This is a genomic window from Mesorhizobium sp. M0938, from assembly GCF_040319125.1.
In the GTDB taxonomy this organism is placed as follows: Bacteria; Pseudomonadota; Alphaproteobacteria; order Rhizobiales; family Rhizobiaceae; genus Mesorhizobium; species Mesorhizobium robiniae.
Genome location: NZ_JAMYNS010000005.1, coordinates 1 through 13,688, shown reverse-complemented (window position 1 = coordinate 13,688; position 13,688 = coordinate 1). Strand labels below are relative to the sequence as shown.

General features: G+C 62.4%; 12 protein-coding genes. 7 read left to right on the top strand and 5 right to left on the bottom strand.

The window, feature by feature from the left end; translation table 11 throughout:
• The first annotated feature begins 91 nt into the window (after positions 1-91).
• Positions 92-745: a dihydrofolate reductase family protein gene (locus tag NKH73_RS09975; RefSeq protein ID WP_352930798.1), complete on the top strand. Its 654-nt coding sequence runs from the start codon at positions 92-94 to the stop codon at positions 743-745.
• 84 nt (positions 746-829) lie between these two features.
• Here NKH73_RS09975 and NKH73_RS09970 read toward each other — a convergent pair whose 3' ends face one another.
• On the bottom strand, positions 830-1,699 hold the full coding sequence (locus tag NKH73_RS09970) for a LysR family transcriptional regulator (RefSeq protein ID WP_352931513.1): 870 nt from the start codon (positions 1,697-1,699) through the stop codon (positions 830-832).
• 98 nt (positions 1,700-1,797) lie between these two features.
• Here NKH73_RS09970 and NKH73_RS09965 point away from each other — a divergent pair, with 98 nt between their 5' ends.
• A complete protein-coding gene (locus NKH73_RS09965; protein ID WP_352930796.1) occupies positions 1,798-2,397 on the top strand; it encodes a LysE family translocator in 600 nt (199 codons plus the stop codon).
• A 178-nt stretch (positions 2,398-2,575) separates the two neighbouring features.
• Here the strand turns inward: NKH73_RS09965 and NKH73_RS09960 are convergent, their stop codons facing one another.
• A complete protein-coding gene (locus NKH73_RS09960) occupies positions 2,576-3,370 on the bottom strand; it encodes an SDR family NAD(P)-dependent oxidoreductase (protein WP_352930794.1) in 795 nt (264 codons plus the stop codon).
• A 218-nt stretch (positions 3,371-3,588) separates the two neighbouring features.
• Between NKH73_RS09960 and NKH73_RS09955 the strand changes: the two genes are divergently transcribed.
• Positions 3,589-4,047: a MarR family winged helix-turn-helix transcriptional regulator gene (locus NKH73_RS09955; RefSeq protein WP_352930792.1), complete on the top strand. Its 459-nt coding sequence runs from the start codon at positions 3,589-3,591 to the stop codon at positions 4,045-4,047.
• Positions 4,048-4,077: 30 nt separating this feature from the next.
• On the opposite strand, the gene NKH73_RS09950 is transcribed toward NKH73_RS09955, so the two are convergent.
• Complete coding sequence (locus NKH73_RS09950; protein WP_352930791.1) at positions 4,078-5,256, bottom strand: MFS transporter; 1,179 nt, start codon at positions 5,254-5,256, stop codon at positions 4,078-4,080.
• 194 nt (positions 5,257-5,450) lie between these two features.
• Between NKH73_RS09950 and NKH73_RS09945 the strand changes: the two genes are divergently transcribed.
• The 4 genes from NKH73_RS09945 to carB all read left to right on the top strand — a co-directional run bounded on the left by NKH73_RS09945 (position 5,451) and on the right by carB (position 11,616).
• Positions 5,451-5,807 carry an ArsR/SmtB family transcription factor gene (locus tag NKH73_RS09945; protein WP_352930789.1) on the top strand — a complete coding sequence of 119 codons (357 nt, stop codon included), beginning with the start codon at positions 5,451-5,453 and terminating at the stop codon, positions 5,805-5,807.
• A 63-nt stretch (positions 5,808-5,870) separates the two neighbouring features.
• Positions 5,871-6,629: a metallophosphoesterase family protein gene (locus NKH73_RS09940; RefSeq protein ID WP_352930787.1), complete on the top strand. Its 759-nt coding sequence runs from the start codon at positions 5,871-5,873 to the stop codon at positions 6,627-6,629.
• Positions 6,630-6,825: 196 nt separating this feature from the next.
• Positions 6,826-7,746 (top strand): SH3 domain-containing protein, encoded by a 921-nt coding sequence (locus NKH73_RS09935; protein ID WP_352930785.1) that lies wholly within the window; start codon positions 6,826-6,828, stop codon positions 7,744-7,746.
• 372 nt (positions 7,747-8,118) lie between these two features.
• Complete coding sequence (gene carB, locus NKH73_RS09930; RefSeq protein WP_352930784.1) at positions 8,119-11,616, top strand: carbamoyl-phosphate synthase large subunit; 3,498 nt, start codon at positions 8,119-8,121, stop codon at positions 11,614-11,616.
• Between the two features lie 84 nt (positions 11,617-11,700).
• Here the strand turns inward: carB and NKH73_RS09925 are convergent, their stop codons facing one another.
• Positions 11,701-12,636, bottom strand: coding sequence for a hypothetical protein (locus NKH73_RS09925; protein WP_352930783.1), 936 nt, complete (start codon positions 12,634-12,636; stop codon positions 11,701-11,703).
• Between the two features lie 35 nt (positions 12,637-12,671).
• Complete coding sequence (locus NKH73_RS09920) at positions 12,672-13,604, bottom strand: DGQHR domain-containing protein (protein ID WP_352930782.1); 933 nt, start codon at positions 13,602-13,604, stop codon at positions 12,672-12,674.
• Positions 13,605-13,688 lie beyond the last annotated feature (84 nt).

Genomic DNA, 13,688 nt, shown 5'->3' with positions numbered 1-13,688 from the left:
CCAGAAATTTTGCCGGCCCTGTCGGATGAGCGCCTGCTCGCCCGTCCTTCGACCGAAATCTGACGACACGGATGAAAAAGGAGAACATCCAATGAGAAAGATCACCGCCTCGACATTCGTCAGCCTCGACGGCGTCATGCAGGCGCCTGGCGGGCCGGAGGAAGACCCGGTCGGCGGCTTCGAATTCGGTGGCTGGACGTTTCATTACTGGGACGAAGTGATGGGCGCCGCGATGGACGAGACGTTCTCGAAACCTTTCGCGCTGCTTCTCGGCCGCAGGACCTATGACATCTTCGCCGCCTATTGGCCGTATCAGCAAAGCGGCCTGATCGCCGACAGTTTCAACGCCACCACCAAATATGTGGCGACGCACAGGCCGGACTCGCTGACCTGGCAGAACAGCCAATCGCTTGGCGACGATGTCGTAGCCACGCTGCGCCAGCTCAAGCAGGAAGCTGGCCCGGACCTGCTTATCCAGGGATCGAGCGAGTTGATCCAGACCCTGCTCGCCAACGGCCTGATCGACGAGATCACTCTGCTGATCTTCCCGTTGGTGCTGGGCAAGGGCAAGCGGCTGTTCGGCAATGACGCACTGCCGGCGGCCTTCCAGCTCACCAAGTCGCTGGCTTCGAGCACCGGCGTCATCATGGCGCGCTATGAACGTGGCGGTGAGATCAAGACCGGGTCCTTCGCCCAGGAACAGCCGTCCGAAGCCGAGATCGAGAGGCGCAAGAATTGGAAGTAGCACGGGACCTGGGTTCCTCGCCCCACGAATGTGGGGGCGAGGTGCCCAAGTTCTGCGCCGCCGGCGGTTGGCGGCGAAGGCCGATCACGCCGCCTGTTGCCGCCGCGCCAGCCCATCGCGGATGCACGCGGCAAACTCCCGCGCGGCGGGACCGGCACCATGCTTCGGCAGATGCAAATTGATCGAGAAATTCGGCAAGGCCGGCAGCTCCGGATCGGCGGACAGAATGTCGAGATCGCCAGGCACGGTAGAGGCCAGCCAGGTCGTGACGGCCAGGTCCGAACGCACCGTCGCCGTCGTCGCGTCGAGGTTGCCGTTCTCGAACACGGTCCGCCATTCCAGCCGATGCTCGTTGAGCGCCGCCAGCACCGCCGGGCGGAAGGCGCAGGTGTCCGCCACCATCGAAACCGGCAAAGGCCGCTTGCGGCGCGCTATGCCGCCTCTGGCGCCGACCCAGACCAGCCGGTCGACGGCAAGACACTCGCCGGCGGACGGACCGACCGGTTCCTCGATCACGGCAAGGTCCATCGTGCCAGCCGCCAGGGCGGCCGCAAGCTCCGGCGACGAAGCGCAGACCAGCGAAATCTCGACCTGCGGATAGGTTTCGGCATAGGTCTTCAGCACCGGCGCAAGCATGGTGCCGACCAGATCATACGGCACGCCGAGCCGCACCTCGCCGGCAACCGCGCTGGTCGCCATCTCGGCCCAGATCTCGTCATTGAGCGAAAGCAGGCGCTTGCCCTTGCCGAACAGCCGTTCGCCGGAACGGGTCAGCCGCAATCCGCGCCGGTCGCGCTCGAACAGGCTGCAGCCGAGGACCTCCTCAAGCCGCTTGATCTGCTGGCTGACGGCGCCCTGCGTCAGATGCAGCGCGTTCGCCGCCGCCGTCATGCTGGCCTTGTCGGCGACGGTGACGAAGGTCCGGACCAGGGCCGTGTCGAGATTGCGGATCATGGTTGGCATTATATTCTCTAATGCTAACCATGGCAAACATTGCATTTACTGATGCATGACAATGCTTAGCATGCCGGATTCCCAACAGAGGAAACAGCATGTTTGAGGCCATCTTTCCGCTCGTCCTGTTTGCGCTGGTCTCGACCTCCACGCCCGGCATGGCCACGACCTTGTCGACAGCGTCGGGGGCGCAGTTCGGCTTTCGCCGCTCGGTTCCGCTGATGGCCGGCAGTGCGGCCGGCCTGGCCACCGTGGCCGCGGCAGGTGCGGCCGGGCTCGCCGGCCTGTTGGCGGCGGCTCCGTCCTTGCAACTGGCGATGAAGATCGCCGGATCGCTCTATCTGATCTGGCTCGCCTTCAAGATCGGCCGCAGCGGCCCACCCAATCTGGACGTGACCATGGCAAAGCCGAACAGCTTTTTCGGTGGTGCCGGCCTGCAATGGATGAACCCCAAGGGCTGGGCCATGGGGCTGGGCGCTGCGGCATCGTTTGCCGCACTCGCCAACGGGCCGCTGCAGCTTGCCCTGCTGCTCGGGGCGGTCTTCGGCCTGGCAGCCGCACTGTCGCTGTCGGCGTGGTGCGTGGCCGGCGCGCTGCTCGCCCGGTTGCTCAGAACCGAACGGCAGTGGCGAGTGCTCAACATCACGCTCGGCCTGCTGCTCGCCGCCTCGATCATTCCGATGTGGCGGCCAGCCTAGAGCAATTCCAGGAAAAGTGCGTAGCGGTTTTCCGTTCGGAATTGCGTAAAAACAAACACTTAGAGCGGGTCAGCGATTCTATCAAAAGCTGAACCGCTCTAGACGCCTGAGTTCCTCGTCCCACCAACGTGCGGCGAGGAACCCAAGTTCTGCGAGGGCGCCAATCCCACCTCGACCCTCAAGCCGCGTAGCGTGCCGCCGGTTTGTCAGCATGCAAGCTGCCGTAGAAGGCTTGCCGAGCGCCAAGGAAGATGTCCAACTTGGCCGCATCGGCAAGCGCTGGTGCAGTGACGGCTTCTCCGCTGGCAAGGCCGACAAGTGCTGCATCCACCAGATCGTCGGCCGTCATGATGATCTCCTTCGGGAGGCTATCGATATCGCTGCCCGCAAGTTCCCAGAATTCGGTTCGCGTGGCCCCTGGCAGCACCACCTGCGCCTTCACCCCGGTGCCGGAGACTTCGCGCTGCAAGGCCTCGGTAAAATTGACGACATAGGCCTTGGTGCCGCTGTAGATGCCGCCGAACGAGGTGTTGAACGCCAGCACCGAAGCGATGTTGACGATAGCGCCACGGTTGCGCGACAGCAGTCCCGGCAGCACCGCGCGCGTCAAGCGTGTCAAGGCGATGACATTGACCTTGATCATTCGCTCCGCCACATCGGCGTCGGCCGTTGCCACGACCTGCGCGCCCCCAAGGCCGGCATTGTTGACCAGCAGCGTTACGCTGTCGTCGGCCGATATCACCTGTTCGACACGACGCAAATCGCCGTCGTCGGCGAGATCGGCGCTGATCACGCCAACCTTGCGGCCGTATTCGGCGCGCAGCTTGCCGGCCAGTTCCTCGAGCCGATCGGCACGCCGGGCCACCAGCACCAGATCATAGCCCTGCCCCGCCAGCCGGTCTGCATAAACCGCGCCGATGCCCGACGAGGCGCCGGTGACAACCGCCGTGCCCTTGTTGTTCTGTCCACTCATTGTCCTGTTCCTTTTTTCGGTTGATCTGCTTCGCTTCGAACCGGCTGGAGGCACGGTGGGCGACGGCCTCGCCTTGCCGGTAAAGCCGTGCGATTTACTTAGTGGCATATGCCACTGTTTGCGAAGTAGGTATATGCCACTATCTTGTCAATGATTGACGCGGGGATTATTTGTGAGGCAGCGAACGGGCCTCATGTCGCCGTCGCCGAGAACCTATCATGTCGAAAGACCCCCTTCCGGGCCTGACCCTTTGCAACAACGCCGTGCTGCGCCGCGCGACGCGCAAGCTTGGTCAGTTCTATGACGATGTGGTCGCCCCGTCGGGTCTGAAGGCAACCCAGCAGGGCCTGCTCTACCAAATCCATATCGGGGACGAGCCGGCCATGGGCGCGATTGCCGGGGCCCTCGTCATGGACCTGTCGGCACTCGGCCATACGCTTAAGCCGCTGATCCGCGACGGTTATGTCGAAACCTTCACTGATCCGAATGACCGCCGTATCAAGCGCGTGCGGCTGACGCCGCAGGGCCTGATCAAGCTCGATGAGGCCATGAAGCTGTGGCGCGTCGCCCAGCAGCGTTTTGAGGACATGGTCGGCAAGGAGCAGGCGGCAATGCTGCGCGCGGCGCTGGATGACATCGCCGCGCTGGATTTCGGTATACCGCCGGCAGCGCCCTGAGGTCTCGGACGGTCGGCGGTAGCCAAAACTTTATTCGGCCGGCATGGCCACCGCCCGGGCGGCCCGGTGGCCGGCCAGCATGACGCCAAGCCCGAGGATCGGGAACACTGCCGCGACCAGGCCGAGATCGGCCGGCGCGCCATAGCGCAGCACCGCGCCGCCGACGACGGCGCCCAGCGCCACGCCGAGATAAAGCGCCGACCCGTTGAGCGACAGCACGATGGGCGCCGCGTCGGGCGCCAGCCTGATGATGCGGCTCGCCTGCGCCGGCGGGAACGCCCAGCCGACGATGCCCCACGGCACCATCATCGCCATCAGCGCCGGCCCGGCGATGCTGTGCGGCAGGAATGTCGGGATGACCGAAAGCATGACCAGCATCACCGCACTCAGCGCCAGCGACCAGCTGACGGTGCGCGTCGCGCCGAAGCGATCGGCAGCCTGCCCGCCGGCAATGTTGCCGATGACGGCGCCGACACCGAAGGCGAGCAGCATGCCGGGCAGCGCAATCGGGCTCAACCCCCCGCCTTCGATAGCCAGCGGCGCGACAAAGGCAAAGACCGTGAAGGCGCCAGTGAGCGCCAGCAGCGTGGTCAGCAGGATCGATGGCACGCCGGGGCGAAGGGCTGCGGCCAGCCGCTGCCTGAGCGGCAGCTTGGTGCCGACGATGCCGCGCGGCAACCGGTACCACAGGATCGCGCCGGCCAGTGCGCCGAGCCCGGCGATGGCAAAGAACGTGCCGCGCCAGCCGGCAACGGTCGCAACAAGCGCACCGAGCGGCGCACCGACCGCCACCGCCACCGTGGTGCCGCCGACGACGACGGCAATGGCGCGGGCGCGGTGATGATCATCGACAAGCGCCACGGCCGTCCCCTGCGCCGTTGCCGCGAACAGGCCGGACGACAGCGCCATGACGATGCGCGCGATCAGCAGCAATTCGAACGACGAACTCAGCGCCGCCGCCAGATTGCCCAGCACGAAAAACACCAGCGTCCACAAGATGACGCGCCGCCGGTCCCATTCGCCGGTGAGCGTCGCCAGGATCGGCGTGCCGAGCGCGTAGGCGAGCGCGAAGGCGGTGATCAGCGTGCCGGCGAGTGGAACCGAGATGGCGGCGTCGGCTGCGATGTCGGGCAACAGGCTTGAAATGACGAAGCCTTCGGTCGCGATCGTGAACGACCCGAGCGCAAGCCAGATGAGGCGCTTGTCCATGACAACAAATCCTTAGTTCAAAACTTATTGAACAATTGTACATCATGGGGCATGGTGTCAATGAAGCCTCGCGAAAATAGCTGACCCCTGCTGACAACCCGGTGTCAGGATAGGGCATGAATGTAGAAACTATGTGCACTCGCCAGAGGAGGAGATGCGTTGAAATCAGCCCCGATTGCGCTTAATTCCTTGGCATGACCCTGCCTCATCCCACCGCCGACCAGATCAGCCTGCCGAACGTGCTTGCCGTGCTTGGCGATCCCACGCGGCTGGCCATCGTGCGCTATCTCGCCAGCAAGGAAGGCGTGCCGCTGAACTGCAGCCAATTCCTCGATCTCGGCTCGAAGACCAATCTCAGCTATCACCTGGCCAAATTGCGCGAGGCCGGCGTCACCCGCGCCGAGGTGGTCGGCACCAGCCGGCTGATCACACTGCGCCGCGACGATCTCGATGCCCGCTTTCCGGGCCTGCTCGACAGCGTCATTGCCGCTGCCGTCGACGATACCGCGCTGCCCGCGGTCGGCGGCCACGAGGTTGAAATGCCTGCCTGAATTGGGTTCCTCTCCCCCGCTTTGCGGGAGAGGAAACGCTGCCTCAACTTACGGAGCCTCCCATTGCGCATAGCCGTCCTCGCCGACATCCACGGCAACGTCCTCGCCCTGGACGCCGTGCTCGCCGATCTCAGGCAGCGCGGCGGCGCCGATCTCATCGTCAATCTTGGTGATTGCGTCTCCGGCCCGCTCTGGCCGCGCGAAACCATGGAGCGGCTTGAAGCGCTCGCCCTGCCGACGGTGCGCGGCAATCACGACCGCCGCGTCGCCGTCGATCCGGCCGACGACCAGATGTGGCCGTCCGACCGCTACGCGCAGGAGCGGCTGACGGCGGCGCAGCGCGAGGCGCTGTTCGCCTTGCCCCTCACGCTGGAGATCGCGCCGGGAATAACCGCCTTCCATGCCCGGCCTGACCACGACGAAAAGTATCTGACCGATACGGTAGCCGATGGCCAGCTGGTGCGCGCACCGCTGGCCGCCATCAAGCGACGGCTGGCCGCGCTCGATCCGGCTTGCCGCATCGTGCTGTGCGGCCATAGCCACCGCAGCGAACTGATCCGTATCCCCGACGGCCCGGTCGTCTTCAATCCGGGCAGCATCGGCTGCCCCGCCTATGACGATTCGACCCCGCCGGCGCATGTCTCCGAGCAAGGCTCTCCGCATGCTCGCTACGGCATCGTCGAGCTGGGCGAGCCGGGCCGCCCCGACCGCTTCGAGGCCATCGCCGTCGACTATGACCATGAGGCAGCAGCGCGACAGGCCGAACAGGCGGGACGGCCGGAATGGGTCCACGCGCTACGCACCGGATTTATGCCGGGTTGAACGAGGAACGAGTTCATACCCCAGGCTGAGCGAGGCACGAGCTCATGCCAGGCTGAACGCGGAACGCCTTCACGCAGCAGCCGCATTTTCGGGCTTACATAGCGCCATGTCGTCCCTTATAAAATCGACCTGGAATGCGGTGGCGTTTCGGTGCCTGGCCGCGCCCTCGGTAACGCATCTATCGCCCACGGCCAAAATGATGAGGCGCACAGTTACGCTCCGACCGACGCTGTACGCTCTGATTGCCGCTCCTCTCCTGCTAACGGCGCTGCTGCCGGCCAGGGCCGAGGAGGCGCCTTTCGTTTCCATCGTGACCGACCTCGCTCCAGGCGATCTCCTGAACGTCCGCGCCACGGCATCGGCGATGGGCAAGATCAAGGCGCGGCTGCCGAACGGTACGAGCGTGAACAATCTCGGTTGCAACGACGTCAATGGCTACCGGTGGTGCAAGGTTGCAGAGATTGACAACCCGCAACTGACCGGATGGGCGCCCGCGCGCTACCTGAACCCCGAGAATCCGGCGGCCGTTGCGGATGAGGATACCGAAACGACCGGCGAAAGCCCTGCAACCGAGGCCCCCATCCCGGAAACTGCAGATCAGCCGCTTCCCGACCTGACGGCACGCCTGAGTGCAACCGAACCCGAAACCGCCGTGACGGCGGCTGAGGCAATCGGCAGGGCCGCCATCGAGGACGCCCTGGCGGTCGCGGCCAGCGGAAACCCTTCAAGTGGGGAGATGCAGGCGCCGGCGGCGGAGCCCGCCCAGAGTCGCGCCGTCAATGCGGCGCCTCCGGCCGATGCACAAGCTGTTGCACGGCTGCAGCCGCCAGGGCCGCCGGCTGCTGGCGCCACCAGCAAAATCCCCTGCGCGCGCTATGTCGGCCAGCCGATGACCAGTTGCGGAGCCAATGTCGAGCGCCTGGCCGACGGCAAGGCCAATGTCACTGTGACCTGGCCCGACGGCGGCACGCGCGTCATCAGCTTCGCCGCCGGCCGGCCTGCCGGCTCGAATGCATCAGGTGAATTCCGCTACACCCGCGAGGGCAGCCTGAACCTGATCCGTGTCGGCGTTTCCGAACGCTTCGAGATCACCGACGCTTTGGCGTTGGGAGGCTAGGCAGATTCGAAACGCTGGAGGGACAGCGCCCCCCTCTGTCCTGCCGGACATCTCCCCCACGAGGGGGGAGATTGGCTGTTTCGCCGACAGCGCCTCTTTTTCGAGGTTGGCTGTTGGCGAAATCAAAGATGAAGGCTGATCTCCCCCCGTGTGGGGGAGATGTCCGGCAGGACAGAGGGGGGCGCGAAGGAATGAGGCGCTTGTTTGCTCGGTTGGAGCAAGCCGCGCATAAACCCGCATTTTAGGGGGTTACATCGGGCAAAACTCTTCCCTATAAGGCCCTCCTAGCCTGATACCAGAATCGCGAGCACAACCGGCCGGGTCTTCCCGTCCGGTTTTTCGTGCAAGCCGCCTGCCGAACGGACACTCGATATGCCAAGACGTACCGACATCAAGTCGATCCTGATCATCGGGGCCGGCCCCATCGTCATCGGCCAGGCCTGCGAGTTCGACTATTCCGGCACCCAGGCCTGCAAGGCGCTGAAGGAAGAGGGTTTTCGCGTCATCCTGGTCAATTCCAACCCGGCCACCATCATGACCGACCCGGAGCTGGCCGGCGCCACCTATATCGAGCCGATCACGCCCGAAGTGGTGGCCAAGATCATCGCCAAGGAGCGGCCCGACGCGCTGCTGCCGACCATGGGCGGCCAGACCGCGCTCAACACCGCTCTGTCGCTGCGCCGCATGGGCGTGCTCGAACGCTACAATGTCGAGATGATCGGCGCCGACGCGACCGCAATAGACAAGGCCGAGGACCGCGCGCTGTTTCGCGAGGCGATGAAGAAGATCGGGCTGGAAACGCCGAAGTCGATGCTGGCCAACGCTACCGACGTCAAGAACGCCGACCGCAAGACGCACGAGGCCGAGCGCGCCGCGTTGAAGGCTGAGAAGCCTGAAAACCTCGACGCCGCGCTCGATGCGCTGGAAACGCGCTGGAACCTCGGCGAGGGCGACCGCAAGCAGCGCTACATCAGCCATGGCATGGCGATCGCGGCACAAGCGCTCGACCATGTCGGTCTGCCCGCCATCATCCGCCCATCCTTCACCATGGGCGGCACCGGCGGCGGCATCGCCTACAACCGCGCCGAATTCTACGAGATCGTCCAGTCCGGCCTCGACGCCTCGCCGACCACCGAAGTGCTGATCGAGGAGAGCGTGCTCGGCTGGAAGGAGTATGAGATGGAGGTTGTCCGCGACAAGGCCGACAACTGCATCATCGTCTGCTCGATCGAGAACATCGACCCGATGGGCGTGCATACCGGCGATTCGATCACCGTTGCCCCTGCCCTGACGCTGACCGACAAAGAATACCAGATGATGCGCAACGCCTCGATCGCGGTGCTGCGCGAGATCGGCGTCGAGACCGGCGGCTCCAACGTGCAGTTCGCCGTCAACCCGGCCGACGGGCGCCTGGTGGTGATCGAGATGAACCCGCGTGTCTCGCGCTCGTCTGCGCTGGCCTCCAAGGCGACCGGCTTCCCCATCGCCAAGATCGCCGCCAAACTCGCCGTCGGCTACACGCTGGACGAGCTGGAGAACGACATCACGGGCGGCGCGACGCCGGCCTCGTTCGAGCCGAGCATCGACTATGTCGTGACAAAGATCCCGCGCTTCGCCTTCGAGAAATTCCCCGGCGCCGAGCCGGTGCTGACCACGGCGATGAAGTCGGTCGGCGAAGTCATGGCCATCGGCCGCACTTTCCAGGAATCGCTGCAGAAGGCGTTGCGTGGACTGGAAACCGGCCTGACGGGTCTGGACGAGATCGAGATCCCTGGCATCGCGCACGGCGCGGCCAGCCACACGGACGATCGCAACGCCATTCGCGCCGCGCTGGGCACGCCGACGCCCGATCGGCTGCGCATGGTGGCGCAGGCGATCCGCATGGGCACCTCGCTCGAAGACGTGCACGCCATGTGCAAGATCGACCCGTGGTTCCTCGAACAGATCGCCGGCATCCTGGCCATGGAAGACCGCATCCGCGAGCATGGCATCCCCGAGGACGCCGTCAATCTGCGCATGCTGAAGGCGATGGGTTTTTCGGATGCCCGCCTCGCGTCCCTGGTCAGGAAAGACGTGGAAGAGATTCAAAAGATTCGCGAAAAGCTCGACGTTCATCCAGTTTATAAACGCATCGACACCTGTGCCGCCGAGTTCGCCTCGCCCACCGCTTACATGTACTCGACCTATGAAGTGCCCTTCGCCGGCGCACTGGCCAACGAGGCGCAGGTGTCAGCGCGGAAAAAGGTCGTCATCCTCGGCGGCGGCCCAAACCGCATCGGCCAGGGCATTGAGTTCGACTATTGTTGCTGCCACGCCGCCTTTGCGCTGCGCGATGCCGGCTTCGAGGCGATCATGGTCAACTGCAACCCGGAGACCGTGTCGACCGACTACGACACCTCGGACCGGCTCTATTTCGAGCCGCTGACGGCCGAGGATGTGCTGGAGATCCTGCGTGCCGAACAGGCATCGGGCGAGCTGGTCGGCGTCATCGTGCAGTTCGGCGGCCAGACGCCGCTGAAGCTCGCCGACGCCTTGGAGAAGGCCGGCATCCCGATCCTCGGCACCTCGCCCGACATGATCGATCTGGCCGAGGACCGCGACCGCTTCCAGAAGCTCCTGCACAAGCTCGGCCTCAGCCAGCCGAAGAACGGCATCGCCTATTCGGTCGAGCAGGCCCGCCTCGTCGCCGGCGAGCTCGGCTTCCCGTTGGTGGTGCGCCCGTCCTATGTGCTGGGCGGCCGCGCCATGCAGATCATCCACGACGAAAGCATGCTGCAGACCTATCTGCTCGACACCGTGCCCGGCCTGGTGCCGGAGGACATCAAGCAGAAATATCCCAACGACAAAACAGGCCAGATCAACACGCTGCTCGGCAAGAACCCGCTGCTGTTCGACACTTATCTCAGTGGCGCCATCGAGGTCGATGTCGACTGCCTGTGCGACGGCAAGTCGACCTTCGTCTCCGGCATCCTTGAACACATCGAGGAGGCCGGCATCCATTCGGGCGACAGCGCCTGCTCGCTGCCGGTGCACTCGCTGCCCTCGGAGCTCGTCGACGAGTTGGAGCGCCAGACGGCGGCGCTTGCCCGCGCGCTCAATGTCGGCGGGCTGATGAACGTGCAATATGCGATCAAGGACGGCACCGTCTATGTGCTGGAAGTCAATCCGCGCGCGTCGCGCACCGTGCCTTTCGTCGCCAAGACCATCGGCCGGCCGATCGCGAAAATCGCCGCCCGCATCATGGCCGGCGAGAGCCTGGAAGACGCCTTCGCCCATTACGGCGCCATGCCCGACCCACGCAATCCCGGCCACATCGCGGTCAAGGAAGCGGTGTTCCCCTTCGCCCGCTTCCCCGGCGTCGACATATTGCTCGGCCCGGAAATGCGCTCGACCGGCGAGGTCATGGGCCTCGACCGCGACTTTGCGCTGGCCTTCGCCAAAAGCCAGTTAGGGGCGGGTGTTGATCTCCCCCGCGCGGGCACGCTGTTCGTCTCGGTGCGCGACGAGGACAAGAAGGGCATTCTGCCGGCGGTCAAGCGCCTTGCCGGCCAGGGTTTTAAAGTGCTGGCCACCTCAGGCACCGCGCGCTTCCTCGCCGAAAACGGCGTCGCCGCCGAGAAAATAAACAAGGTACTGGAAGGCCGCCCGCACATCGAGGACGCCATCCGCAACCGCCAGGTGCAGATCGTCTTCAACACCACGGACGGCCAGAAAGCGGTGTCGGACTCGAAGTCACTGCGCAGGGCGACGCTGATGCAGAAGGTGCCGTATTACACCACGCTCTCGGGGGCGGCTGCGGTGGCCGAGGCGATTGCCGCGCTGCGGGCGGGGAGCCTCGAGGTCAGGCCGCTGCAGGAGTATTTTGCCTGAAGTGATTAGTCTAGCTTTCTTCTCCCCGTTCAACGGGGAGAGATGCCGGCAGGCAGATGAGGGGCAGCGCCGCAACGGTCGCCTCTAACTTGGTCTAGCTGGTTCGCCGTCGCGCAACTCACGGCGCAGTCGTTTCCACTTGCTTCCGAACCGAGTGGCCGCATCCGACTGCGTTGCGATCTGCTCTGCAATTTCGAAGCTCAGCGATGCCAGTACTTGGCTAACGGCGGCAAATGCCCTTAGCGGTTCCTTGCCCGGATTTATATCTAGTCGAATTCCGTCAAGGCTTCTGAACACGATGCCCCTAAGGTCGTCCAAGGATGCATGAGACCCTTTAATTGGAAACCAGACCCCGAAGTCGTGACTGTAATTGATACGATTCCGAATTGTCGAAAGCCAGTTTCCTGCAGCTCCGCCGTGGGCCTTGGTGATCTTAGTAATATCTTCAATCTTGGATACAATTATTGCGGCGTCAACATATCTACCTCGAATAGATTCGATCTCTATTTCTTGCAAAAATCCAGAAAATACCCTCCAGAAACCATCATGGGCGCCACCAGTGTCTGAAAGTTTCTGTAAAATAACATTGATTGTTAAATCTGGATTCTGAATTGTTCTGACGTGATAAGTCCCCGTCCCGACGGGGAATCCGGGCGCCATATATATAGAGACGAGCTCAGAGAGGCGCTTTGCTTGTCCCTGCTCTATACGAATGACTCCCTCCCCCACCACTCGCATAGCTGCGTGAGCACCAAAGAATGCAGAGTAATATAGTTTGAGAAAAGGCCATGCGAGCAGGTTGTGAGAATTCGATTCCTCCTTATATACCGAAAAACTCTCCCAACACGACAACGCGAATCTTTCATAATCAAACATAAAATAGGGAAGAATCTCTGTAATAGTTATATTCTTCAAAAGTATGCGAGAATCGGTGCTCTGGTCATCTATATAAAAACTTCCACCTTCAATCCACGATCGAATACCATCGGCTCGAGCGACGTACTCTCCGATGCGCGGCAATGATCTCCTAACTATGGCTGACGAGAGCCCCATGGCTATAGCGTAAGCTTGCTGCGCAGTCTCTTTTCAAAATAATCTCTCAAAGCCACCCAACTCGTTCCGGGTACATCCAACTTATTCTTTGGCATGCCGGCAAAAATACCGCTTACGATCTCGAAAAAATTCGCCTCCGAGTAGTCGCCACTGAACCTGTCTAGTACCCTCTGCGCTATAGAAGGGAATAGCCCCATCAAAGCTCTGAACACAACGGGTTTGGCCACCACCTGTGAATCCCACTTCGGGTCAACGCACCTTCTGACGGCGCTCAAATAATTATTCAATATATCATAAATATCTGAAATATCCCTTCCGGAGAAAATCTCAAGAAGCGGCTTCACCGCCGAATTAAACGTCACCCTGGTTATTTTATTCTTGGCACTTTCGTACGGCGCCATCATGCCAGCAAGAGAGCTTCTCATATCTGAATTGAAAGAATCGAAAACCTCGCGAAGAATACCTTCGCTTTCATCTTCAATGTCTGCGAGCTGCTTTATGTCCAGCAAAAGCTGGGCGGGAACTGGGCGCTGCTTAGTGTTTATGTCAATAAACAAACGAGATTCGTCCCGTCGTGACAAACCATTGTAGACGACTACAGGTACTCGCAATTGGGTTGAGGCTTTAGAAAAACCATAGACGCGGTGTTGACCGTCCAAGATTAGAAATGCTCCGGGCGTATCCGAAAACTCAAGGGTTTTACCTCTGCCGATAACCTTTAGGTTTGCTGCGGGCTGCGCAGATAAGACGATTGAGTTTGGTATCGTTCCCATACCAGTGTCGATATAATTGGCAATCTCTAAAGCTCGCTTCTCATCCAGTACACGCTGAAAACCGTGCTTCGGGTCCTCTTTTCTGGAGCTAACAACGCAAGTACGCGCCAAAACATTTGACGGCATCGTCAACGTATAGAAGGAGTGCCTTCCCTGGCGCACTAGGTCGTGAACTCATAAATGCTGGATGATTGAGACGCTGGAAAGCAATCACCCGTCGGCCTACAATCTGACTATGCCGTTCGC